Source organism: Xanthomonas sp. WHRI 10204 (assembly GCF_040202875.1).
Taxonomy (GTDB): Bacteria; Pseudomonadota; Gammaproteobacteria; order Xanthomonadales; family Xanthomonadaceae; genus Xanthomonas.
Map to the genome: position 1 here is coordinate 49548 of NZ_JBEGDW010000004.1, position 24815 is coordinate 74362.

Annotated in this window: 19 protein-coding genes, 2 other RNA genes and 1 pseudogene; 12 read left to right on the forward strand and 10 right to left on the reverse strand. The window is 60.0% G+C overall.

What is annotated here, in order from left to right; all coding sequences use genetic code 11:
• Positions 1–64 precede the first annotated feature (64 nt).
• Positions 65–2008: a ParB N-terminal domain-containing protein gene (locus ABQZ00_RS20380; protein ID WP_323538895.1), complete on the forward strand. Its 1944-nt coding sequence runs from the start codon at positions 65–67 to the stop codon at positions 2006–2008.
• 6 nt (positions 2009–2014) lie between these two features.
• Positions 2015–3247, forward strand: coding sequence for a hypothetical protein (locus tag ABQZ00_RS20385; protein WP_323538896.1), 1233 nt, complete (start codon positions 2015–2017; stop codon positions 3245–3247).
• 41 nt (positions 3248–3288) lie between these two features.
• Here ABQZ00_RS20385 and ABQZ00_RS20390 read toward each other — a convergent pair whose 3' ends face one another.
• Positions 3289–4434 carry an aminotransferase class V-fold PLP-dependent enzyme gene (locus ABQZ00_RS20390; protein WP_323538897.1) on the reverse strand — a complete coding sequence of 382 codons (1146 nt, stop codon included), beginning with the start codon at positions 4432–4434 and terminating at the stop codon, positions 3289–3291.
• A 61-nt stretch (positions 4435–4495) separates the two neighbouring features.
• Here ABQZ00_RS20390 and dndB point away from each other — a divergent pair, with 61 nt between their 5' ends.
• The 5 genes from dndB to ABQZ00_RS20415 are packed head-to-tail and all read left to right on the forward strand — an operon-like array spanning position 4496 to position 10618.
• Positions 4496–5635, forward strand: a complete 1140-nt coding sequence (gene dndB, locus ABQZ00_RS20395; RefSeq protein ID WP_323538898.1) for a DNA sulfur modification protein DndB — start codon at positions 4496–4498, stop codon at positions 5633–5635.
• Positions 5628–7154, forward strand: coding sequence for a DNA phosphorothioation system sulfurtransferase DndC (gene dndC, locus ABQZ00_RS20400; RefSeq protein WP_323538899.1), 1527 nt, complete (start codon positions 5628–5630; stop codon positions 7152–7154). Before dndB ends, dndC begins: the two co-directional genes overlap by 8 nt.
• Positions 7151–9109 carry a DNA sulfur modification protein DndD gene (gene dndD, locus ABQZ00_RS20405; RefSeq protein WP_323538900.1) on the forward strand — a complete coding sequence of 653 codons (1959 nt, stop codon included), beginning with the start codon at positions 7151–7153 and terminating at the stop codon, positions 9107–9109. Before dndC ends, dndD begins: the two co-directional genes overlap by 4 nt.
• Positions 9106–9489, forward strand: a complete 384-nt coding sequence (dndE, locus tag ABQZ00_RS20410) for a DNA sulfur modification protein DndE (RefSeq protein WP_323538901.1) — start codon at positions 9106–9108, stop codon at positions 9487–9489. Before dndD ends, dndE begins: the two co-directional genes overlap by 4 nt.
• 28 nt (positions 9490–9517) lie before the next feature.
• Positions 9518–10618, forward strand: a complete 1101-nt coding sequence (locus ABQZ00_RS20415; RefSeq protein ID WP_323539622.1) for a hypothetical protein — start codon at positions 9518–9520, stop codon at positions 10616–10618.
• A gap of 269 nt (positions 10619–10887) precedes the next feature.
• Here the strand turns inward: ABQZ00_RS20415 and ABQZ00_RS20420 are convergent, their stop codons facing one another.
• The 5 genes from ABQZ00_RS20420 to ABQZ00_RS20440 all read right to left on the reverse strand — a co-directional run bounded on the left by ABQZ00_RS20420 (position 10888) and on the right by ABQZ00_RS20440 (position 16796).
• Positions 10888–11793: a hypothetical protein gene (locus tag ABQZ00_RS20420; RefSeq protein WP_323538903.1), complete on the reverse strand. Its 906-nt coding sequence runs from the start codon at positions 11791–11793 to the stop codon at positions 10888–10890.
• A 575-nt stretch (positions 11794–12368) separates the two neighbouring features.
• Complete coding sequence (locus tag ABQZ00_RS20425; RefSeq protein ID WP_323538904.1) at positions 12369–13397, reverse strand: TniQ family protein; 1029 nt, start codon at positions 13395–13397, stop codon at positions 12369–12371.
• 5 nt (positions 13398–13402) lie between these two features.
• On the reverse strand, positions 13403–14290 hold the full coding sequence (locus ABQZ00_RS20430) for a TniB family NTP-binding protein (RefSeq protein WP_323538905.1): 888 nt from the start codon (positions 14288–14290) through the stop codon (positions 13403–13405).
• On the reverse strand, positions 14287–16197 hold the full coding sequence (locus ABQZ00_RS20435; protein WP_323538906.1) for a TnsB C-terminal domain-containing protein: 1911 nt from the start codon (positions 16195–16197) through the stop codon (positions 14287–14289). The genes ABQZ00_RS20430 and ABQZ00_RS20435 overlap by 4 nt, the downstream gene beginning before the upstream one ends.
• Positions 16194–16796, reverse strand: coding sequence for a TnsA endonuclease N-terminal domain-containing protein (locus ABQZ00_RS20440; protein WP_323538907.1), 603 nt, complete (start codon positions 16794–16796; stop codon positions 16194–16196). Before ABQZ00_RS20440 ends, ABQZ00_RS20435 begins: the two co-directional genes overlap by 4 nt.
• A 185-nt stretch (positions 16797–16981) precedes the next feature.
• On the opposite strand from ABQZ00_RS20440, the pseudogene ABQZ00_RS20445 reads away from it, so the two are divergent.
• A pseudogene (locus tag ABQZ00_RS20445) lies at positions 16982–17665 on the forward strand (ATP-binding protein); the annotation flags it as partial.
• Between the two features lie 8 nt (positions 17666–17673).
• Here the strand turns inward: ABQZ00_RS20445 and ABQZ00_RS20450 are convergent.
• A non-coding RNA gene (locus ABQZ00_RS20450) (sX9 sRNA) lies at positions 17674–17752 on the reverse strand.
• Positions 17753–18016: 264 nt separating this feature from the next.
• Between ABQZ00_RS20450 and ABQZ00_RS20455 the strand changes: the two genes are divergently transcribed.
• Complete coding sequence (locus ABQZ00_RS20455; RefSeq protein ID WP_323538908.1) at positions 18017–18526, forward strand: lipocalin family protein; 510 nt, start codon at positions 18017–18019, stop codon at positions 18524–18526.
• 296 nt (positions 18527–18822) lie between these two features.
• A non-coding RNA gene (locus tag ABQZ00_RS20460) (sX9 sRNA) lies at positions 18823–18899 on the forward strand.
• Between the two features lie 197 nt (positions 18900–19096).
• Here ABQZ00_RS20460 and ABQZ00_RS20465 read toward each other — a convergent pair.
• On the reverse strand, positions 19097–19273 hold the full coding sequence (locus tag ABQZ00_RS20465) for a hypothetical protein (RefSeq protein ID WP_005989247.1): 177 nt from the start codon (positions 19271–19273) through the stop codon (positions 19097–19099).
• Between the two features lie 384 nt (positions 19274–19657).
• On the opposite strand from ABQZ00_RS20465, the gene ABQZ00_RS20470 reads away from it, so the two are divergent.
• On the forward strand, positions 19658–21250 hold the full coding sequence (locus tag ABQZ00_RS20470) for an EAL domain-containing protein (RefSeq protein ID WP_323538909.1): 1593 nt from the start codon (positions 19658–19660) through the stop codon (positions 21248–21250).
• A gap of 537 nt (positions 21251–21787) precedes the next feature.
• On the opposite strand, the gene ABQZ00_RS20475 is transcribed toward ABQZ00_RS20470, so the two are convergent.
• Positions 21788–22909, reverse strand: coding sequence for a fatty acid desaturase family protein (locus ABQZ00_RS20475; RefSeq protein ID WP_323538910.1), 1122 nt, complete (start codon positions 22907–22909; stop codon positions 21788–21790).
• Between the two features lie 9 nt (positions 22910–22918).
• Positions 22919–23995 (reverse strand): ferredoxin reductase, encoded by a 1077-nt coding sequence (locus ABQZ00_RS20480; RefSeq protein ID WP_323538911.1) that lies wholly within the window; start codon positions 23993–23995, stop codon positions 22919–22921.
• A gap of 93 nt (positions 23996–24088) precedes the next feature.
• On the opposite strand from ABQZ00_RS20480, the gene fabR reads away from it, so the two are divergent.
• Entirely contained in the window at positions 24089–24736 is a 648-nt protein-coding gene (gene fabR, locus ABQZ00_RS20485) for an HTH-type transcriptional repressor FabR (protein WP_055847328.1), read from the forward strand.
• Positions 24737–24815: the final 79 nt, after the last annotated feature.

Consider the following 24815-nt stretch of genomic DNA (forward strand, 5'->3'; position numbering starts at 1 on the left):
TATGGTCAACGGGTAGCGTATCAGGCACTATGTCAGCGATAGTAATTAACCAAGGTAAACAAGGATGGCAACGATTCCTGGCCGCAAGAAGGTAGACATCTTTGATTTGAAGCTTCGCGGCTCGTTCGGTCGCTTTAGGACGGACTCCAGTCATGCGCTGCACTACCTCTCAACGACCATGCGGATCGGTCAAGTGGCAGGCCTCAAGGTTGCCGCCGAGGTTTTCGATATTGCATCACTTGACTTTGCAGAGCTGATTCAGCGCGATATCGACTATAGCCGAGTCCAGCGCATCGCCGATGGTTACCTCAAGCTGGGCCAGAACAAGCCCATCTTTTTCCCACCATTGCTGATCTGCCTTGCGGTGATGGATGAGAACGATCAGCTCAAGAGCAAGTACTCGTGCGTTGATCAAAAGCCAGAGAGCGAAGGCACCCTCAGCACCGTATTCGATGGCGACGGATTCCATATTGACCTTTTTACGGCAGAGGCCGACGAGGGTGGTCGCAATATCATGCATTGTGAGCAGGCTTATCAGTTCTTCGACTACGCCGCGCTTCTTGGAGTAAATACCCGAAGGACGAAGTTGATTGTGCTCGACGGCCAACATCGTCTCCGGGCTCTTACGCATTTGCATGGAAAGGCCGATACGAGACACATAGTGGCAAACATCGAGCAGCCGGTCTGTGTTGTCTGGATGCCAGGCGCAACACTGGAGAGTGACGAGGAGATCGTAAAGGATCTTCGAGAGATATTTGTTCGAGTTAACACCGAGCCCCAACGCGTGAGTGGTCACTTCCTTCTATTGCTCGATGACAACAGTAACGCTGCGGCCGCAGTTCGATCGCTCGCCAACCATTGGAAGCGCATGGAAGCCAATGGCGGCTGGAGCCGCTTGCACTTGCTCGAATGGAACACTCGCGAGAACCAGAGTACGGATCAGCGTCAGCGCCCTTTCTCTATTTCGACAGTGTCCGTCATCGCCAGCGTCTTGGAACGCCACCTATTCGATTCGCCCAAGATTGCGCCTGCGATGCTGCACTTGGCGGACATTGAGGGCCAGCTCGAAAACTTGGATCCAGATTACGACCCCAGCGGGATGCGTAACGACTCGCCGCCGCTGCGTGTCCGCCCCTTGGTGGAAGAGCAGATTGACAAGTACCTCACCCCGGCACTAGATCATCTGCTGCGGGATTTGCGCCCATACAAGGACATTGAGTCTCGTTTGGAAAGGGCGTGGCTCCATCTCTCGCAGCGCGCTGACAAGGATGATGCAGGAAGTCTGGCGCTTCAGGCGTATCTGAGTCGATATGTCTATAACGAAAAACAGATGACCAACGAGTTCGCGCCTGCGGCATGGGCGGCATTCAAGAACGACACATTGATGCCGCACGCTGACGCGGTTTTCGGACGTCATGCATTCCAGCAGGGATACCTGAGGACTTGGCTCGCTCTTCATCTTGAAATGGACGCTCATCGAGTTGATGCCATCGATTCGGCCAAGGCAACCGTTGCTGCATTGGATGCCTTCGTGACAGGTCCCGGGGCTAATTATCTAGGTGAAGAGCAGCCCTATGCACGCCGCGTCCTATGGAAGAACGGGAACATCAATTTTGGTGCTGCATGGACACGTGACGCGTGGACAGACATCCAGCTGTCCACTTTGGTGAGACGCGACGTGCGGGACGTTTTGATTGGTCAGCTTGGTGATTCGATTGCCGTAAATCAGCGAGCGGCCTTTGCAGCTCGCATCTATCAAGTTGGATTGGAGGCGGCCCTGCGATACACAGCGGTGCTAAAGACCGAGACCGTCCGGGAGGTCCGGCGAAATTTGGCCGATTTTTTTGGAGAAGCGGTAGCTGGCAATCTCCGCGCGATTCGTCAGACAAATCCCGATGATTTTGATAGAGAGATTGCCAAAATGGCTGGCGATCGATTTGACGAAGCACTTATGCATTTCGCCAATAAACTTGAAGAACAGACAGTGAATCTGCAACCGGTGGAGTAATCTCGCGTGTTATGGACAGCGGACAGTGCAACACCAGACCGCAGCACTGTGCTGATTGGCGTGGAGGATAAGGAAACGGCCGGGCTGCATATTTCGTGCAAACAATGGCCCTTGGTCGAGCGCGTAGTGGTTGTACGGCCGGCCGCACGGCCATACGTAGCGCTAATCAGCCTGCTGGCTTGTGTCACCGGGTGCCAGCAGGCCTGTGAAGCCGATCCATTCAAAGCGCCGATTCTATTCAGATCGTTGGAAGCGGTAGATCCTACGGTGCGCGCCATCGCTGATGCGCTAGCTGCAATGCAGATCGGGCTGCGGAGGTTCGACGGCGCTTTAGTCGCTAACGCGAGCGCCGCTTTGCTCGATGCACAGCAGCGATCGCCATCCATCCCTGCGTCGACAGCGGCGTCTTTTAGAATGATGGCGGCTTTCACTGAAAATTTCGGACAAGGCCTACTCAGCGAATGGAGCCAGCCGGGATTCTTTGTGCATGACACCCATGACTCGAGCAATAAAAATTGGTGGAAAAACAGCCCTTCGCTCGGCTCATCCATTTTTAGAACATCTGAGCTTTTCAGAACTACTGTTACCGGGACTCATGGTGAAGCGTTCAAGGAGGTTCGCTCTTGGTTAGACGGACTGAGGGGGGAGGTGCTCAAACTCCACCTGGGCGGGAACGCTGCATACTCTGGCGGCGTGATTCGCTCGGAAGGTAGCGCTTTTCGCATAGCCTCTGCGTTTCTAACATTTAGTTTCGATCTGCATATGGATCAGGGGCGCTACGTTCTTGCGTTGATGTGTCTGCACAGAGCAGCTGAATGGATGATGGCCTCACTTTGCGATTCCAACAAAATGCTCGTCTACACAAACAAGAGTGGCCCGAGGCTGCGTAGCAGCAACGAGTCACTGACCTACTCGGCGCTTCTGCTTGAGCTCCTTGCCGCTGATTCGACTGCGCTCAAGGGGAAAGAAAAGGAGTTTGAGTCGCTTAACTCTTGGCGCAACTTGTTGGTCTACACCCATCACATGTCTGCCCCAAAGCCGGACGACGCCAAAGATCTGTTGTCAGTGGTGCGTTCTACGTTACCTGCGCTAGGCGGTAAAGATTGGAGAGATTGTTTGACTGTCCTGAAGCGCCCGTTTCCCGTACAAATAGCTGACCTAATCGATCCGTTCAAGGAGCTCAGGTCTGGGTTTTCAGTCAGTACACCTGAGGAGTTAGTTGCCGAACTCGGCCTGTAGGCGCTATTTGATAGCTTACGCTGGTTGTAGCTAGTCAGTGTTCAGGCGTTTTTCCGCGGATGCGCAAGCGGCGAGAGCGCCAGGACGAACTGAGCCCAGTCAACGCTTGGAGTCAGATGGCTCCAGCTGATGCGGATCATTTCATCTAGGTCAGGCTCCCGCATACCGGTGGCAGCCAGGACGTGGCTCGCCTCATAGGCTTGCGAGTTGCATGCCGAGCCATTGGAGAGGGCTGCCGTGCCGCGGAGAGCCAGCATCAACGCCTCAGAATCTATCCCGGGGATACGTAGGGATAGGACATGTGGAAGTGTTGGTCCCGATTCGAAGGGATATTGGGCATCAAGTTCGCCAAGTGCCTCTTTGGCCTGCGCTCGATAGCGTAGGTTGATCTGCCGTCTACGCACTTGGTCGCTAACGGCCATTTCGGCGGCCAAACCCAATCCAGCGATCAGCGCTACCGGCAATGTGCCCGGGCGCAGTCCCTGCTCATGACCGCCGCCGTACGCCAGCGGTGCGAGCGGTGGGCGCTTCCATTGCCGGCGTCGGGCGATTAGCGCACCAATGCCCTGTGGCGCGTAGATTTTGTGGCCGCTTATCGAGATAAGGTCCAATCGCGGGTGTTGCAGAGCCGGCAGATCCTTGCCAAAGCCCTGCGCAGCATCGGTGTGTAGGTACGTCTCGCAGCCGGCTAGGCCGTCAGCGATTGCCGCGATGGGCAGGACCACTCCAGTCTCGTTGTTGGCGTGCATGACCGACACCAGCAACGTATCAGGACGAACCGCTGCGAGCACCTGGGCGGCACAAATCTGCCCGCCAACATCCGGCGATAAATAGGTAGCAACGAACCCACGCTCTTCAAGCCAGCGGATAGGTTCCAGCACTGCCTTATGTTCTATGGCCGTAGTCACCACGTGCTTGCGCCCGGTGCGCAGACCCTCCTCATAGAGCCCGAGGAGGGCCAGGTTATTGGCCTCGGTCGCCCCACTGGTAAAGATGACCTCACTGCGCTGACAGCCGATCACGGCGGCCACCTGATCCCGGGCAAGCTGCACAGCGCGCTGAGCCTCCACTCCGTATTCATGGGTCCGGCTGGCGGCATTGCCCGGCCGCCCCAGCCAATCCACGACCAGCTCCAGCACCACGGGCTCGATCGGCGAGGACGCGTTGCAGTCCAGATACGTACTCATATTTTTCAGTTGACCTTGTATGTCAGTAGAATAACATACAGCCCACATACAAGAGCCATTTATGACCAAGGCCCCCACCGCCAAACTGCCCCCTCGAAAAAGCCAGCCGTCCTCTGCTTTCGGCTATACCTTCCCGGCGATTCGTGGCGTCCAGGCGGGCCGGGAGTACTACGTCTCCATGTGCCCGCTGCGCCTGATCCCCAAGATTTTCCTGTTTAACGAAGAAGAGCTGGTACCGGAGTTGCGGGCTCAACGAGTCCTCAACAAGGCGCGCGTGCCCGAGATTGCCCGCTATCTTCTAGACAATCGCGCTGACTACACGTTCTCTGCCCTGACCGCCTCTATTGACGGCTTTGCAGAGTTTACGCCCGCCACCGGCCAGGAGCTGGGGCTGCTGGGCAGCCTACACGTGGCAATGGATGCGCGCTTTGTCATCAATGATGGACAGCACCGCCGCGCAGCTATTGAGACTGCGATTCGCGAAAATTCCGAGTTAGCGGATGAGAGTATTGCTGTGGTGTTCTTCGTAGATGTGGGACTGGCACGGTGCCAGCAGATGTTTGCCGACCTGAATCGGCACGCCATCCGGCCATCGACTTCACTTGGGGTGCTCTATGACCAACGCGACTACTCCGGGCGTGCGGTCAAGCAGTGGATCATCAGCGATCCGATGTTCCATCCGCTGACGGAGATGGAAAAGAGCACGCTTGCCAAGCGTTCGCGCAAGCTCTTCACCCTTAGCGCCCTCTATCAGGCATCGATGAGTGTCATGCCGGCATTGCGCGTAGGCAACGATGAGGTGTCGGCGGCGCGGCTGGCCGAGTTCTGGACCGTGGTGGCCGAGCAGTTCCCCGCTTGGCAGCAGGTCTCCACAGGCGAGCTCAGCTCTTCCATGGTGCGTCAGCACCAACTGCATTCACACGCCCTGGTCCTGCACGCTATTGCTCGAGCCGGTGCCAGCCTAATCGGCCAGCATCCGCGAGACTGGAAAAAGCGCCTCAAAGGCCTGCAGGGCATCGACTGGTCACGTGCAAATGGGGCTCTCTGGGAAGGGAGAGCCATGCTCGGCGGCAAGGTCAGCAAGTCAGGCACCCAAGTGGCATTGGTTACCAATGCCATCAAAACGGCACTAGGAGTTAAGTTGTCTTCGGACGAGGCGAACCTGGAAGCTGCACTCGTAGGAACCCATGTCCATGGCTAAGCCAAACTCAACCAAACCAACGTCCGCCTTCGCCGAGGCAGGCATGGCCTCTTCTTTGCAGGCGCTGAGCGATGAAATCCGCGAGCTGTACACCAGCGACACGGTTCCGTGGGTGCTGGGCTACAGCGGCGGAAAGGACTCAACAGCGACCTTACAGCTGGTCTGGCGAGCGATCTCGCAGCTTCCTGTCGAACAACGCACCAAGCCGGTTTTTGTAATCAGCACAGATACTCTGGTTGAGAATCCAGTCGTCGCTGCCTGGGTGTCCAAGTCCTTGGAGCAGATGCAGAAGGTGGCCACTGCTACCGGTATGCCCTTCCAACCTCGCCGTCTTACCCCAGATGTGGCCAACACCTTCTGGGTCAATTTGATCGGCAAGGGCTACCCTGCGCCGCGACCGAAGTTCCGCTGGTGCACTGACCGCCTGAAGATCAAGCCGTCTAACACCTTCATTACCGATGTGATCCGTGAGCAGGGCGAAGCTATTTTGGTTCTGGGCATCCGCAAGCACGAAAGCGTGGCGCGTGCCAAGTCCATGGAGCGTCACGAGCGCGGCCGCGTTCGCGATCGACTGAGTCCCAACGCCAATCTGCCGAACTCGCTTGTCTACAGCCCGGTTGAGGACTGGACCAACGACGACGTGTGGACTTACCTGATGCAGGTCGCCAACCCGTGGGGCTACCGCAACCGTGACTTACTGACCCTTTATCAAGGGGCCTCAGCTGACGGTGAATGCCCCCTGGTTGTTGACGAAAGCACTCCGAGTTGCGGCAGCAGCCGTTTTGGATGCTGGGTATGCACCATGGTCGAACAGGACAAATCGATGCAGGCGATGATTCAGAACGATCAGGAGAAGGAGTGGATGCTCCCTCTCCTGTCGTTACGCAATGAACTGGACGTCAAAGATGACCGTCCTCTACGCGACTTTCGTCGCATGAACGGGTCTGTCCAGCTATTCAACGGACGCAACATTCCTGGGCCCTACACACAGAAGTCTCGCCGATACTGGCTGAGCCGGGTTCTACAGGTCCAGCAATGGTTGCGACAGAATGGCCCCGAGGAGGTACGTGACATCGAGCTCATTACTCACGGCGAGCTGGCTGAGATTCGCCGCATCTGGGTGGTCGACAAGCATGAGATTGAGGATGTACTGCCTCAGGTCTATTTCGAAGCAACCGGCACAGCCTTTCCGGAGCCGGCCCTGGACGAAAACGAGTGCTTCTCGGCTGATGATCTGGACTTGCTTCGCCAAGCATGCGGCGATGACCTGATCCGTTACGAGACGATTCGCGACCTACTGTCCACCGAGCGCCGGCATCGCGCAATGACACGCCGCCAAGGTTTATTCCCCGCTCTGGAGCGCACTTTGCTGCGCGGACTACACGAAGATGCCGAACAGGCAACCTCTTACAAGCTGTCTCTGCAAAACGAGGTCGAGGCCCTGGCCGGCAAGCCGGATCTAGATTCCCGTCGCCTTGAGCTGACCCTAATTAGTGTCTCCGAGATTGAAGCTACATGATTTTGAAATCTGTCACCGTCCAGAATGTGGGCGTATACCGTGGGCGTCACACCCTGGAATTAGCCGGCCCTTCCAAGACCAAGCCCATCACTGCCGTGCTCGCCCTCAATGGAAGCGGCAAAACTACCCTGCTGGAATCTCTGCGCATTGGCCTTTATGGACGGCGGTCTCCGTCTTTCTCCAATGGCCGCGGGTACGAGAGACATCTGAAGGACTTCATCCATCGAGGCACTCCGGCCTCTGAAGTTGCATTGGTCGAAATTGAACTACAGGTACGTACCGAGGGTGTAATGCATACCTACCTGGTGTGCAGGAGCTGGGACTTTTCCGACCCAGGCACTATTAGCGAAGATTTGTCGGTTAGCTTGGACGGAATTGTCGATGCGGTCCTATCCGACACCTGGGCCGACACCATCGAACAGTGGCTACCTGCGCAGCTTTCGCTGTTTTGCTTCTTCGACGGCGAGCAGCTCGCAGCACTGGCCGATCCCGCCCAGTCACAACAGGTCCTGCAAAACGCGGTGCGCACACTGCTCGGACTCGACCTGGTCGATCAACTAACTGACGACCTAAAAATCCTTGAGCGCCGCCGGAAGGAGAGGGCGTTAGGTGACGGCGAGAAAGCATCCATCGCACCCTTGCGCGAGGCGGCCGAACTGGCAGATATCCGCGTCCAGGAACTCGTCCTCCAGCGTGGAGGGCTGGTCAATCGAGCAGAAAGGTCTAAGCGGGAGCTTAACTCTGCTACCGAGGCTTTGCAGACAGCCGGCGGGGCACCCGACGCACAGCGGCAGCGGCTACTCGCGCAACGCGACGCCGCCGAGGCACACTGGCAGGGGCAAGGCCGCCAACTTCGTGAGCACGCCTACGGGCTTGCCCCACTCCTTCTGGTTAAAGGTGCGCTGCAACGGTTCGGTCAGAACGATCCGCTGGTAGGATCGGCCCGTGCACTAGATGAGCTCCAGTCCCGAGACGCTTGGCTCGTACACCAGCTAAGCCCGCTGGTCAGTGATGCGAAGCTTGCCAAGCAGGTGGCTGCGCTATTGGCCCAGGATCGAGAGACGCGTCTGAGGCAATTATCCTTAACTGCTGCTCCCCCCCAGGTTACTGAAGCGGTATCCCAGCTACCTAGCATTGAGGCAACCCTGCAGGCTAGCCTGTTTGGTACGCGCGAGGCGGTCGAACGGCTTGATCAGATCGATCGAGAACTGGAGCGCTTACCAGACAAGAATGATGCAAGTGCTCCGCACCAAGTATGGCAGAGTGCAGTGGTAGAGCAGTCCGCTGCTGAAGCAACGCTTGCTACATGCGATCAGCAACTGGCACAGGCCCGCCGCATTCGCGAGGAGGCTTCGTCGCGCTATCAAGCTACGCTCGAAAGAAGCGTGCGTGACGAACAGGCACGTCGGGAGGCCGGCCTCATTTCGACGCGATCGGACGAATTGCGAGGCACCTTGGATACTTTCCGAGCCGCGATGCTCCAGCGTCATGCAAAGCGATTGGGTGATCTTGTCAGCGAGTGCTTTGCCCTGCTCCATCACAAGGCTGGCATGGTAGATACCATACGGGTGGATCCAAAGACTTTGTCAATGAGCTTGGTTGATGGAAATGGCACGCTCTTGCCAGCAGACCGTCTGTCGGCCGGCGAGCGTCAGCTGCTAGCAATCTCCACCATCTGGGCAATCCTCCGCGCCAGCGGACGGCCGTTGCCACTCGTCATTGATACGCCTCTTGGTCGCCTCGATTCGATCCATCGCAGCAGCTTAGTACAGCGATTCTTCGTCCGAGCGTCCCACCAAGTCGTTCTTCTCGCTACCGACACCGAACTTGATGAGTCCGTACGGACAGACCTCGCGGAGGCCACTGGTGCCACTTATCACATCGAACATGTCACGACCGAAGGGCGGTCGGAGTTGCGGCGAACAGCTCACATTCTTACCGGAGTCAGCGCATGATTGACACATTGCGGCTATCAGAACGCAGCAAGGATCAGCTGGTCAAGCTGCGTCGGTCTACAGGCATCAAACATTGGAACGCGCTGTGCCGTTGGGCGTTGTGCGTATCACTAGCCGATCCCCGCTCTGTCGGGGGCTCACGGCTAATAGCAGACAGCAATGTCGAACTGAGCTGGAAGGTACTCACTGGTGAATGGGGGAATGTCTATTTGGCGCTGCTCCAGCAACGCGCTGCCCTTGACGGTAGCGGTACCGATCCCAAACAGCTCAGTATGCTGTTGCGTCGGCACGTGCATCGGGGAATTGAACTCTTGGCGGGAAGCGATAAGCAGTTAACGATCAGCGATCTGTGTGAACTCACCTTGCGACCTGACAATTAGCGACTAGGAGACAGAGCCTTCAGCTCTCATGCCATTCGAAAAGCCTTCTCAAGAAGAGACAATGACAAGTAAGGAAAAAACTGAACCGGCTGTTAGTGACCATGAGCTCGCCCGCCTGATCCAAGAGGCTCTTGCCGAACTTGGCAAAGAGGCCTCGGCGACCGAAGTAGCTAACCGAGTGCGCAGATTAGACATCGGCTTGACTGCCGAGGACGAGTTTTCTGTTTTGTGCACTTGGCTGGGTCGCTGCGAGCTACTACACAAGCTCGATCAACTTCAGGTGCCATCGGCGTCCAAACAGATATACCAAGTCCCCGATTTGCTCGCCCGGTTTTCGTCACAGACTAATATAACGCCCTTACTTATCGAGGTGAAGTCTAAGTCAGACAATAGACTCTACTTCAAGCCTGACTATCTCAAAAAGCTTCAAAACTATGCCAGTTTAGTGGGCATGCCGTTGCTTATCGCGTGGCGCTATCGAAGTTTGTGGGTACTGTTCGAAGCTCGCCATTTGAAGCAAGCGAACAAGAACTACACCATCACCTTTACCGATGCGATCAAAGAAAACCTGCTAGGTGTACTGGCGGGTGACGTGATGTATGTATTAGAGGAGCTTGCGGGCTTTCACATCAGCGTTAAGAAAGAACGGCTAATTGAAACCGTGGGCTGCGATGATCATTCGATCCAGCAATGGCACACCGTGGTCGACGAAATGTACTTCACCACAGGTAAGGGACTGAAGTACTACGATCTCGATCAAGGCGTATTTCAGCTTTTTGTGACCGCAGAGCTGGATGAGGTACAGGAGCATTCCGATACGCACATCCATCTTCATGCGACAGCTGGTAGCCATGGTGCGCAGCCCGCTTATAGGGCATTAGTCAATCTTCTACACTGGGAGTCAAACGTAAATCAGGGGTTGAACTGGCGTCACGTGTTACGCCGCGACCAGCCATTGGCGACTATAAACGACTTCCACGCGCTACTGCGCGCTGGTTTGACGAATAATATCGTGCGGTTTGTCATCGAACAGCATCCCCTTTCACCTCCTGACTTCTTAGAACCAATTGATAGTCAGCGCGTTGATAGCTCTGCACAGCGTGTCGACATTTCACTACAGAAAATCTAGAGCATAGCGACTGTGTTTAGACTGCGATCGCCCTTGCTATTGGCCTGCGGTCTTTAAAATTTTTTACTGCACTACGTGTTATCTCTAACGCAGTCTGTGATGAACGCTTTTATATGACCAATGCGTTTCAGCTCCGCATGCAGAGTATGCGCGAAGTCATATAATCCACAGCGGCGCTTAAACCAGCTTCTGGATAGATAGACTACTGACTTCCACGAGCTAGACGTACTACACCGTTGTCAGCGCCTAAAGTCGCGGCGCTGGCTTAATTAACCGGAGGCTGCGTCCATTCGGCTTGACCATGCTTTTACCAGATGCCGCATGGGTTCCGGGACGCGAATACTTTCGTACCCATCAGACAGATGAACTTGTTCGTCTTTCTCGAGTAGATGCCACTGGCGAGCAATGAGACGTTTAACGGTGAAGCCAAATGTCTTTGCGATAACTCGGTGCAAGAGTTCCAATGGAGCCTGCTCCAAACCGACCTTCTCGATCTTACCCACGAGCACCGAAAGATCCCGCACGGTCCGGGGCGGCCGATCCTTACTGGAGGTGCGCTGCGGCATGATGACCTCCCAGCCCAAGACTGTCCGACCAAAGGTAAGCCAACGGAACAGGCTTGCCCGCGCGCCCGGATGCCGGCGCAGGAAGTGCTGCAGCTGGACGTTGCTACATTGGCCGCTCTCGCCAAGCCCTTCTATTTTGCATAGCTGGCTTGCCGCGGTCAGGTAAAGGCGAATCGTGCGGGTCGGCGTCCCCTTGTCGTCCAGCCAGCGGACATAGCGCTTCAGTACTGTGGCATAGGGCGCACGCCGTATCGCGAGAAGCTTCTCAGTGATCCGACCTCGCTCGACCTGCTCGACCTTGGCAGCCTCATCCAAGTCGACACCGGCGTGCGCGCCAAGGAAGCGCACCGGCAGGACATGCTTTCGCAGCTCAGCGACGCTGAACATTTCTAGCAAGCCGTTGCCTCTCAGCTTGCACGGACCGGCGACCGAAGCATCCAGACGGGCGAAGAAGGAAAAATGGCCGGCAAAGACCTTGGTCAGATGCGGCTTGTCGGGTTGCGCCCCAAGCAGCCACTGACCAAAGCCCAGATACGCCGCTCGTGACCAATCCCGCTCCAGCGCCATAACTTGGACTGCGGCATCACGCTCGATGCGCTCCCGGTTCAAACACGCGGTGCACCGGCCTTGACCGCCACCTGGCAGTATCGATCCGCATCCCGGGCATGCGTGGACCTGCTCGTCCCCAGGCATGCACGCATCGCAGTGGGGCTTACCGTCAGGCAGCAGGCCGGCAACCGGTCGATAACGCCGGCAGGTTCCACAGCTTCGATGGGTCAGCTTGTTACGGCAGGCATCGCAGATCTTGTCCTCGATCCCAAGGCGCGGCGCCCGGGATAGGTGGACGCTCTCCACGCCACACCACGTGCAAGGTTCGGGCTGCCGGAAGTAAGGCGCGCATGAAGCACACACAGGCCGCCCGTCCACCAAGCGCGCTGCCTTTTGTCGCACCGGACGCTCACAACGAAGGCACTTGCGGGTCTCCCTATCGCAGGGCCGACAGATGGGCTCGACGGCAGCGTGTCGATGGGTTCGCGTCTGCCGCGCGCATCGAGCACACGGCAGAGGAATAAAAACTCGGGGATAGCACGACGAGCAATAGTCCGCCCCCTTGTGGAGACGATGGGCCTTGATAATGGCGCGGCCGCACTCATCGCAGTATCGCTGCCCTTTGGAGTCGATGCTCATTTGCTCGCGGCGTGCCACAGCAGCGCTGCGCGCGCGGATCGCCAATCCGCGTTACGACGCCGATCCTGTTCCAATTTGGCTCGCAGCGAGTGGTGTTTTCTAGGCAGAGCATGGCGTGTCCGTCCTGCAGGCAGCTCGTCTACCGCTGACTTCAACCAATCCGGCAACGATCTGCGTGCGAAGCTTCTCTGCGTCAAATGTTGCTCACTAGCGGTCTGCCTAAATCTGATCGGCCAGAGGGCCAACACTTTGGCAACGCGCAGCACGATGCAGGCCCGGGCCTGTACACGGGCTTGCTCCAGCGACGGGCGGTAATGTTCGGCAGGATCTTGCGGAAGCCAGGCAGGCGCCAGAAGGCTGGCCAGTACCCGAGCGCCCTGAAACAACTCCTCACTACAGACAGACCGACCACCAATCTCCGCAGTGCCACTTTGCAGGACACGCTGAAAATAGGACTGCGCTAGAAGCACCGTGTCAATCGACATATTTGGCTCCTCTGGCGTTCTACCCAGCACGCGGCTGCAGTGGTGACACAACTGCGCTGAGAGCAGTTGCCGGTGGATGGCTAACGGCGCATCGCAGTGTGGACAAGCGTCCTGGAGAAGCCGCCGGTGTCGGCTGCACACCACAATGCAAGACATACGCCAAGCTCGGTAGAGGACAGGCTGCTCTGCCAAGCAATCGGGACAATACTGCAAACCCCAGCGTCGCCGCAGGCGATGATAGATACCGACCCTATTGATCCAAGGTGCCGATCCGCGTGCCAAACCCTTTTCCGGCATGTCCTCCACACTGCGCAGCTTCATCTGCATCACGCGCGCGGGCGTTAGCCCTGCCTTGACTGCGATCGCCGCAAGCAGCGCGTCCGATGCAGAATAATCAATGTCGCGATTCCAGACCGAAGCATCCGGAAAGTGAAATGCGCAGAAGCGGTAGGGCGACAAACCATGACGGTGTGCAGACCTTACTAGGAACGAGCTCAGCAGCTCATCTTCATGCGGTTCCAGTGGCAGCGGCCAATGCATCTAAATCACACCACGCGCGCGACCGCATCCCAGTCGCCTAGACGCGTCCAGCCTAGATCATCCAAGACATTCGACGTGATGCGCTCAACTCCGGTACTGATGGCGTGCGCCGATGCAGCCTTGAGCAACTTCACCGTACCGCCAATCGTGTCACCTGCCATGCCGTAGAGCTTGGGCGCCAGCTCTCGACTCGCTAGTTGCGAGGGCTCGGCGAGCGGCAGCAATTGCTCGTAGCTGGCCAGGAAACGCAGATACTCACTGTTAAGCTTCCAACGATCCAACGCCGTGGGCTCGAAGCGCGACTTCATCTGTGGATCGGAGTTCAGTGCATTGATCGCCGCCTGGGTGCCGGCTGCGACGATCGATATCTTCAACTCGTTACTAAGTCCCTTGATGGCGGCCAGCAGATCGCCAGCGGCTTTGCCCGCGTTTGTAAGATTGTTGAACTCGTCAATCACCAGAAGGCGCACGCCGGCATATTGCAAGACAGACTTAGCCTGTCGCTTCTTGATAGAGGCCGGATCCTTCTCGCGATGCGAGATCGCCAGTGACCATAGAAGCGTCGACCAGAATTCCGTCTCGTCCGGCGTCTCCGGCATCTCCATGCGCAGGATGGGTGCGATAGGTGAACCTGACTCCGTCATCTGCACGGGATGCCGGTTGGTGAAGTGTTCGATGATCGAGCTTTTGCCGTTGCCGCTACGTCCGACCACCAGCAGGTTCGGCATCCTCAGGCTGCGCGGATAAGTCAGCAGTTGGTCCAGCTGATCCAGGACCTGCGTGGCTCTGGTATAGCCGATCCAGCGATCAGTTTGGCAGAACGTGATCCGCTCGGACTTGGGCAGCTCCAGGGCCTGCGCAACGGCAGGGCTGAGGTGGCTATATCGCGTCATCGGACGAGCGAAACCTCATCGAAGGGCCTGATGGGTTCATCGAACGGATCTGGCTCGATCGTGGACGTTGGCGCCGGCAGATACGACACTGAAGAGGACGCCATAGGCTTTGGGAAGTGATGATTGGCAGTGGCGGGGTTCCGGGTGGCCTGTCGCCTGGCTGCCTTGCTCTTCTGTTTAGCCTCGGCGACCTTGGAGCGCATGCGCTCCAAGGCCTCGAAGATCAGGTTCTCATCCACACCACGACGGCCTTCGGCTTTCAATCGCGCCTGGACTTCTCTCAGCTCCCAGGCACTCATCGCCGGATAGCCAATGTTGCGGTAAGGCAGTGCCGTATAACGGCCGTCCTTGGGATCCAGGAAGTACACCTTACTGATGTCCCGCGGATCGCGTCGGATCAAGAATTCGCGCTTGGCCTTAGCATTGTCTGGATCCACGGCGCTGACGTACGGATCCAAAACTGGATCGTAGTAACTGATGTTGTCGATCTGGATTCCGTACTGCTGCACGGAACGATGGAAGAACGGCATGAAGTCCAAATGGATCCGCAACGGATCTTCCGGAATCGGGAACATGCCGGTGCCCGTGGAGTTAGCATCGCCCAGGATGCCTAGGCTCCACTTGGTCTTGGGCGACATTCCGAGCTCGGAATGCACGCGCTGGTGATAAACGTTGACGATGAAGTCGACCAGATGGTTCTCGAACTCCTTGAGCGTCAGTGCCGCCATAGCTTCGGAGTCATAGCCACGGCGCTGTTGGGGGTTGGAGAAGGTTGCGCCCGGCAGCTTGCGGAGCTGGTTGGCCATAGTGCCCATTAGCCGCTCAATGTGACCGCCGAAGTGCGGGAGCGTGACCGGACGCCATTGCAGGTCCATGCCGTACTCCTCGCAGGCCCGCTTGAGCATCTGGCCTCGAAACTCCTTGCCGTTATCGCTATGGACCACACTCATCGTGCCCCACACTGGCCATTCACCGCCAACACTGAGCTCGGCCATGTATTCCCGTTTGGGGCAGATCGCCTGCGCCAGGCACATGCCTACAGAAATCGCCGCTGGCTTCTCGAAGGTTACGTAAATACCTGCAACCATGCGACTGTACACATCGATTGCCAGCGTCATCCAGGGGCGCCCGATGGGTTGGCGATGTACCTCATCCACGAGAATAACGTCCGCCTCGGTATGATCGATCTGGACGACGGCAAGCGGGTGGGTTGCACCCGGAAAGGCACCCTGGATTGCCTCGTAGCGATTACGCGCGATGTCTCGAAACCCGCGGCGGCGTAATGCCTGCGCAGGTTCCACAGCGGCGATGCGGCTTCGGATGGTGTTCGCGCTGGGCGCCTCAATCTTGGACAAACGGCAACGTCGGATCACCTCATCTACAACGTCCTGTTTGTTGTGACGCTGCTTGCTCAGATACACATCTTCAATGGCAGAGCCGATCACCTTTTCCTGCTCATCGCGGAGCAACAGCGTGCCGCTCTTGCGACCGCGCTTCTCCGGAACTAGCGCCGAGACATGCCCTGCCGTCTGGTAAAGCTTCAACCACTTATACAAGGTCGACGTGTGAATGCGCTCTTTCTCAGCGAGCTTCTCGACCATGGCGCGCGTGCGTAGCGGATCTACGAGCAATGGTTTGATCGCAGCGAAACGCCGCTGGGCTTCTGCCCACTCATCTTTGCTGTACTGCGCTAAGTCGCGCTCGATCTCAGTCCGGGATTCGCTTGCTACTTCCGGCGCGAGCGGCGTGATGGACTCAACCCGCAGGCGCTGGCTCTGGTGGCTTTCTATATCGACTGCAAGCACGCTGTCGACGGACAGCAGATGGGTTATGCGAAAGCGTCGATCACCATATGCGACCAGCTGGCCGGGCACGGCGCAGAAGAACGCTTTGGAAATACCACTCATGCGCCGCTCCCCGGCAACCAAATGGGCGCGCTCATCGTGAGCGGCATTTGGAGATCCGTACCGAGTCGGCGGGTTGCAATGAGCTTCCACAGCATTGGCAGCGCCGCCATGCGCGATTCTTCGGCCCAATAGGCCGCTGCCAGGAGCGCCTGTGGCGTGGTCATGCCCAGTGCCCGCAGCGTGTACAGGAGCTGCTGCACATAAAGATCCTGCTCGGGCAGTAGTCGATAGCGGCGCAGGAACCTGGCGTTATCCAGCAGCGCCGTTCTGATGTGCCGCTCTGTCACAACCTTGAAGCGCCAGCCTTGACCCCGGCAGTACCTGACGGCAGCCTTGAACCGCGGGCGGTATACCGACCAGTTTGCCTGCAGTTCTCCGTGAGGCTTCACCTCGTACACCAAGGTGGCGGTACCCGATGCGAGGCTGTAGTCAGCTCGCACGTCCGGCGTGTAGCGGCGCGTCGCTCCCTGATGCTGGTAATGGAGAGAGAAGGGCTGGACCTGGATAGCTCGCACACGGGGGTCGAAGTCGAGCGCCAGCAGCCAATCGCGCTCTAGCGAAGACTCAAAATTGGCGACACCCCCATCGCCGAGAGTCACGCGCCCGGTAAGGCTTCTCCGGCTTGTCCGGAGCTCACGTACAGGGGTGTCAGAACTCAGTCGCGCCATTAGATAGCATCCCAGAGGCAGTCGCCTCTATTGCAGTAACTGGGTCGTGCCATTTGCTGGAATCATCCTCGTCAGAGCGTTGGTTTGCAATACATTGAATCGCTTAATTAAATGGAATTCACAGCGGCACGCATCCGCGCCCCGGAGAGATCTCGCTGGCCCATAACGGTGTGCTGTTTCTGGATGAACTTCCAGAGTGGCAACGACAGACGCTGGAGGTGCTGCGCGAGCCGTTGGAATCGGGTCTGGTCACGATCTCGCGGGCAGCGCGTAGCGTGGATTTCCCAGCACGGTTTCAACTGGTGGCGGCGATGAACCCATGTCCTTGCGGGTGGGCCGGCGATGGCAGCGGGCGGTGCCGCTGCAGCAGCGACAGCATCCGCCGCTATCGCAGCCGCATCTCCGGGCCGCTGCTGGACCGCATCGACCTGCATGTCGACGTGCCGCGGTTGCCGCCACAGGCATTGCGCAGCGGCAACCTGGGCGAAGACAGCGCCAGCGTGCGTGCGCGTGTGGTTGCCGCGCGGCAGCGCCAGCTCGCACGCAGCGCGCTGCCCAATGCGCAACTCGATCAGCCGGACACCGATCGCCATTGCCGGCTGCACAACGACGACCAACTGCTGCTGGAACGTGCGATCGAGCATCTGCAGCTGTCCGCGCGCTCGATGCATCGCATCCTGCGCGTGGCGCGCACCATTGCCGATCTGGACGACAGCGCCACCATTGCCACACGCCACCTGACCGAAGCGATCGGCTATCGCAAGCTGGATCGCGCACTGACTGCCGCCAGCGCGGCGTAGCGCGGCGCGGCGCACAAAATGTAGCGAGCAGTCGTAAGGCGGGTGTGGACGGCGCACTCCAGAACCACAAGTAGACGAGTGGCCCATGTCGCACCAGAGCGCCGGCCACGCCCACATAGTGGTCGCACAGTAGTGTTGTGAGCCGCGCTTGTCTGGCTGCGCCGACAACGGTCGATCGCGCGCCACCGGGCGGAAGCAACCAACAGCTTATGCACGACGTCGACGACAAACAGGCACCGGCAGTGGCAGCACAAACGATGGCCAGCACCTGGCAGCCGGTCTGCGCGTCCCAACATCCACTTCATGGCCATGCACGTACAACGTCTGCCATCCCCTTGCGCAGAGGCTGTCATGAGCCGATTTCCCGAACTGATCACCGTTGCGTCGCTGGATCTGAACCGCTATCTCGGCACCTGGTACGAGATCGCCAGGTTGCCGATCCGCTTCGAGGATGCGGACTGTACCGATGTGTCGGCGCACTATTCGCTGCAAGACGATGGCACTGTGCGCGTGCAGAACCGCTGCCTGACCGCGGCCGGCGCGTTGGAGGAAGCGGTCGGTCAGGCGCGCGCCATCGACGCGACAAATGCCCGGCTCGAAGTGACTTTCCTGCCCGAAGGCCTGCGCTGGATTCCCTTCACCAAGGGCGATTACTGGGTGATGCGGGTCGATGCGGAATACACCGCCGCATTGGTGGGCAGCCCTGATCGCAACTATCTGTGGCTGCTGGCGCGCCTGCCGCAGCTGGACGAAAACATCGCCCAGGCCTACCTGGCACATGCGCGCGAACAGGGGTTCGACCTGGCGCCACTGATCCACACCCCGCACACCGGGCGGCTGACCGAGCAACCGCTTCCCTGAGGGTGCGTGGCGATCACTGTCAGTGCGCGGCGCAAGTCAGCCGCGGCCTGGGCATGCACTCCGCAAGATGCGGCTGGTCCTCGACTCCCAGTACGCCGCTGATCAGCGCGCGTCATGCACCACATGGCCACAGCTCGCCCATACGCGCTGAGCGCGACGTGTTGTTAACGAAGTCGTCCTGCATCGGGCCCACAAGCCAGGCATCGGTGCAAGCTGCCGGCAGCATTGCTAACTGAGGGCGGCTAACAAAACGACTGCGCCGCCATCAGGCAGGCGCGGCGGGTGCACGGTGCGGCACGGACCAGTCGTCCACTCCGATTCTGAGCGCGCCATCCATACCCAACTGACGACTGCTCGCCACGGGTTGTTAGCTGATCCAAAGCGCCACTGCGATCGAGCACTCCGCTGCAAACAGACCCGGAAACTCAACCCCATACAACAACGGCCGGAGCATGGAAACCGCGCCGCACTAAGCTGCGCCGCTTCTCCGCTCCGGCCGCTTCGACTGCGGCGATTGCGGGGGTGACCAGGTCGCCCGTTGTCATCAACCGTCGCACTCAACGGTCCTACTCAGCCGTTGAGCGTGCCCAGATCCTTGGCGGCAGCCTGCGCGCCTTCCAGGCTGTCGAAGGCCACGCCGGTGTCGCCGACCACGTACTTGACCAGTTCGCCATCGCGCGTGGTTTCGTGCATCTTGAAGATCGGTACCGCATCGGTGCCGCCGACGCGTTCTTTCTGCGTTGTCATGGGTGATTCCTCCAGTGAGAGCGCCTTGCAGGGGACCGGGTGGTCCCGCAGCCCGCGTTGGCGAGCGCAGACGTACCGACCCTAACGCGCACCTGCGTGCAGGCGCGTGAATCCAATGGCTGTGGCAACTGCCGCAGCGCACATCCACCTGGCGGCAGAAAAATCACGTCGACTTCGCTCGACGGACGCGCGCAATGCACGCGTGTGTCGTACATTCGCGACGTGCAGCCTCATCCGTCCATATCTGTGGTCCACATCACGCCGGTACGGCGCGCTACGGCGCGCGGTAATCCAGCCTTGGCGTACGCGCATATCATGGTCCACCGCGCCGGTTACACGAGGCCGCGCGCATGAGCTGGCCCCCATGCCGATGCGGGTGGTGACGTGAAGCGTCAACGCATCATCAGTCTGACCGTGCTACTGGTGCTGCTGTGCGCAACGCTTCCGATCGGCCTGTCCTACTACCTGGCGTGGCGGCTGGCGTTGTCGCGCGAAGAAAGCAGACTCAGCCAGCTGGCAGCGCTGTCGATCCGGCGTACCGAAACCGCCTTCGACGAAGCGCATGGTGCCTTGCTGAGCATGGCCACCTCACGGATGCCGTCCTGCTCGCCCGCGCATCTGGCGCAGATGCGCGCGCTGGTGCTGACCAACCACTACATCGTCGAACTGGGACATTTCCAGCAACGCCGCTTGCGCTGTACCTCATGGGGGCAGCTGCCCGACAGCATCCCGCAGACCAGCCCGGACTTCGTGGTCAAGCGCGGCATCGCGGTGACCACCCGGCTGTTGCCGCTGGCCAATCCGCAGCATCCCTTGATGGCACTGCAGCTTGGCGACTACAACGTCCTGATCAACCCGAACACGCTGACCGACATCAACATCCCGCCCGGCCTGCAGCTGGCGATCGGCACGCCCGACGGGCACCTTCTCAGCAGCACCGGCACCGCCGCCGAACAGTTGCTGGTGACGCCACTCGACGCCACCGACACCGACACCGACACCGACATCCGCAGCATCGCCGACGCGCAGGTGCTGTCCGGCCGCGACCGGCGCGGCGACTGGGCCGCGGTGGTCACCGAGCCTGCCGCCTATCTGCGCGGGCCGCTGGCCGCCGCACGGCTGCAGGTGGTGCCGGCCGGCATCGCGCTGGCGGTGCTGCTGGTCGGCCTGGTGCTGTGGGTTTCACGACGCCGCTTGTCGCCGCTGGCACGGTTGGAGATTGCGGTGCAGCGCGGCGAATTCATCGTGCACTACCAGCCCATCATTGCGCTCGACGACGGCCGTTGCGTCGGTGCCGAGGCGCTGGTGCGCTGGCAACAGCCGGACGGCGTGCTGGTGCCGCCGGATGCGTTCATTCCATTGGCAGAAGAGAGCGGCCTGATCCTGCCGATCACCGATCTGGTAGTGGCCGAAGTCATCCGCGACCTCGGCCCCACCCTGGCCGCCGATCCCGCGCTGCATGTGGCCATCAACGTCTCAGCCGGCGACATCAAGAGCGGCCGTGTGCAGTCGGTACTGGCGCAAGCCCTGCAAGGCACGGGTGTGAACAGCGGACAATTGTGGGTGGAGGCGACCGAGCGCAGCCTGATGGACATCGATGCGGCGCGCACCACCATCACCCATCTACGCGGTGCCGGCCATACGGTGTCGATCGACGACTTCGGCACCGGCTATTCGAGCCTGCAGTATCTGCAAGGCCTGCCACTGGATGCGTTGAAGATCGACAAGTCGTTCGTGGACACCATCGGCACCCACTCGGCCACCAGTTCGGTGACCGCGCACATCATCGAAATGGCCAAGACGTTGCAGCTACGTACGATTGCCGAAGGCGTGGAGCGCCAGGAGCAACTGGATTACCTGCGCGCACACGGCGTGGATCTTGCGCAGGGCTGGCTGTTCTCGCGCGCGCTGCCGGCCACCGGCTTCATCGCGTATCACGCGCAGGCGCGCAGCGTTGCGGCACACGGTTTCAAATAGGCAACCACTGCCCTCAAGGCACCCGGCAAGCCGCTTCGATGCCTTGAAGACCACACGCAGGATCTAGGCTGCACTATCGTGCTTCTTGGCCTCGGCTGGCACGACTGGGACGCTCAGGCTCATCACCGTCATCGGGCTGAAATCCTGCAACCGCTGCAATCACTCACGATGTGGCCTGGTGTCGAAGTGACGCTCGCAACCTCGGTGCTGTCGCTGGGCCTACCTCGTCAGTACACCGGAGCGATGTCCATCGCTCGCATAGCCAATGACGCGCGTGCGCAGATACGTGCCCGCAGCGCTAACGCATAACCTGGCCTGCTGTCGAAGTGGCGATCGCAATCACTGTGCTGTCGCTCAGCCACCCTCACCCGTGCACTGGATCCGGGTGCATCGCTTGCCAACGCCGACCACACGCGTGGGCCGCATGCAGACGCGTAAGCGCTGCGCTCACCCACCGCGTCTTGCCGCAGTACTTGCCGTCGCGGCGATTGACCCACATCAAAAAAAGGCCGCCAGTGGCGGCCTTTCTCGTATCACTCAAGCGCTTTGCAGCGCAGCGCTGCGTTGGCGCACCGGCTTGGGCCGGCTCGGGAAGGCATGCCGCACGATCCGCCACATTACCTGGCCAAACTGACGTGGCAGCGAGCCGGTGTTGTAGTGCTGCCCATAGCGCGCGCAGATCTGCTTCACCTCGACCGCAATCTGTGCATAACGATTGGCCGGCAGGTCCGGATAGAAATGGTGTTCGATCTGGTGACTCAGATTGCCCGACAGCACGTTCATCAGCTTGCCGCCGGTCAGATTCGACGAGCCGCGTAACTGGCGCAGATACCAATGGCCGCGCGACTCGTTACGGATCGATTCCTTCGGGAACACTTCCGCATCGGCGGTAAAGTGGCCGCAGAAAATGATCACGAAGGTCCAGATGCTGCGCAGCATGTTGGCCGCCAGATTGCCCAGCAGCACGGTCAGGAAGAACGGGCCGGCCAGCAGCGGGAACACGATGTAGTCCTTGAGCATCTGGCGGCCGATCTTGCGGCCCACCGGCAGGAACGACGCGCGCAATTCGGCGGCCTTCATCTTGCCCGCGAACCAGCGGCCCAGGCGCAGGTCCTGGATGGCCACGCCCCATTCGAACAGCAGCGCAAACACCACCGCAATGAACGGCTGCACCAGGTAGAACGGGCGCCAGCGCTGCTCGGGGAAGATGCGCAGCAGGCCGTAGCCGATGTCGTCATCCATGCCGCGCACGTTGGTATAGGTGTGGTGCTTGAAGTTGTGCGTCTTACGCCAGTTGTCGCCGGTGGCAACGATGTCCCACTCGTAGGTGTTGCCGTTGAGCTGCGGGTCGCCCATCCAGTCGTACTGGCCGTGCATGACGTTGTGGCCCAGCTCCATGTTCTCCAGGATCTTGGACAGCGTCAGCAGCACCACGCCGGCGATCCAGGCCGGAATCAGCACGCTGTGCACGAACGCGCCCAAAAACAGCAGCGCGCGGCCGGCCACGCCGGTCCAGCGCACGGCGGCCACGATGCGACGGATGTAGCGCGCATCGGCGGCGCCCACCTGCCGCTGCACGCGGACGCGGATGGCATCGAGTTCGTCGCCAAACGACTGCAGTTCGGCGGCGGACAGGGCACGGTTATGAACTCGGCTCATGAAGATTCCTTACAGATCCAGGATCAGGTCAGTGCTCGGGGCACTGATGCACAGGCGCACCTGTGCGGTGGGTTCGTTGCTGCGCTCACCGGTCAACAGGTGACGCGTGGTGCCGGACTGACGCGCGCAGGCGCAGCTGTTGCAGATGCCCATGCGGCAGCCGTGTTTCGGGCGCAGGCCTTGCGCTTCCAACCCTTCCAGCAGCGACTGGCCGCGCGGCAGGGTGAGCGTACGGCCGCTGCGTGACAGCTGGACCTGGACGTCGCCGGTTTCGCCGTCGTCCAGCGTCGGCACGCTGAAGGCTTCGGCCTGAAACGCCGCTACCTGACCTTCCAACCGTGCACGCGCCGCCTGCACAAATCCGCCCGGGCCGCAGGCCATGACGTGACGTGCGGACAGATCGGCGATCTGCTCCAACGGATAGCTGTCCACGCGCGCCGCCGGCGCCGCACCCTCGCGGGTGGTAAGCACCTGCACGCGCAGACGCGGATGCGCGGCGGCCAGCGCCTCGAATTCGTCCAGAAAGCAGGCTTCATCGCGCTGACGCACCCAGTACAGCAGGTCCACATCCACCGGCATGCCAGCCTGCGCGGCCGCACGCAGCAGCGCGCGCATCGGGGTGATGCCCGAGCCTGCGGCCAGCAGCAACAGCGGAGTGGGCGCGGCCGGCAGCAGCATGTCGCCAAAGGCCGGGTCCAGCGACACCACCGTGCCCAGCGCCGCATCGTGCGCCAGATAACGGCTCACCTGCCCGCCTTCGATCGCCTTGACGGTGATCGCCAGGCGGCCGTCGGCCAGCACGGTGGGGCTGTAGCTGCGCAGCAGACGGCGGCCGTCGATCTCCACACCCACGCTGACGTGCTGGCCGGCCTGCAGGCCCTGCCAGTGGCCATTGGCCTGAAACACCAAGGTCACCGTGTCGCGGCTGGCGGGGTTGCGTTCGACCAGACGGGCCATGGGCCGATCCAGCGTCCACAGCGGATTGATCCGGGTTGCCCAGAAATCGAACAGCTGTGGCGACACCAGCCGGCGCGCCAGCCGTGTAGGCAGCGGGGACTTGCTCTTGGGAGTGGGTGCCAGGCTCATAGGTAGCACTATACGCATGCATGCACACGCGTGTATACAGTTGTATATCGACCAGAGGGGCTATGATTCATCCCCACGCCCGGCTGCTGCCTCATGACCTCCATCGCCCTGCCTTCCCACGACGCGCCGCCGTCACGCAAGCCGGCGATTTCACGCGAGGACCTGATTGCCGCGGCGCTGTCGCTGATTGGCCCGCACCGCAGCCTGTCCACGCTGAGCCTGCGCGAAGTGGCACGCGAAGCCGGCATTGCGCCAAACAGCTTCTACCGCCAGTTCCGCGATATGGATGAGCTCGCGGTGTCCTTGATCGATCTGGCCGGGCGCTCGCTGCGCACCATCATCGGACAGGCGCGCCAGCGCGCCACCTCCACCGACCGCAGCGTCATCCGCGTGTCCGTGGAAGCGTTCATGGAGCAATTGCGCGCCGACGACAAGCTGCTGCACGTGCTGCTGCGCGAAGGCGCGGTGGGCTCGGACGCCTTCAAGCAGGCGGTGGAGCGCGAGCTGACCTACTTCGAAGACGAATTGCGCGTGGACCTGATCCGCCTGGCCGCCGCCGATAACGCCAAGTTGCATGCGCCGGCGCTGGTGTCCAAAGCGATCACCCGCCTGGTCTTTGCGATGGGCGCGGTGGCGATGGACTCGCCACCGGAAAAAGACCCGGAACTGATCGAACAGATCTCGCAGATGCTGCGCATGATCCTGACCGGCGCGCGCACGCTGGGCACGCACGGCGGCTGAGCGCGGCTCACTGCACGTCGCGCGCAGTGGTCAGATCAGGTGTCGACGGCGTACTCATCACCGCCGCGGATACGTGGCG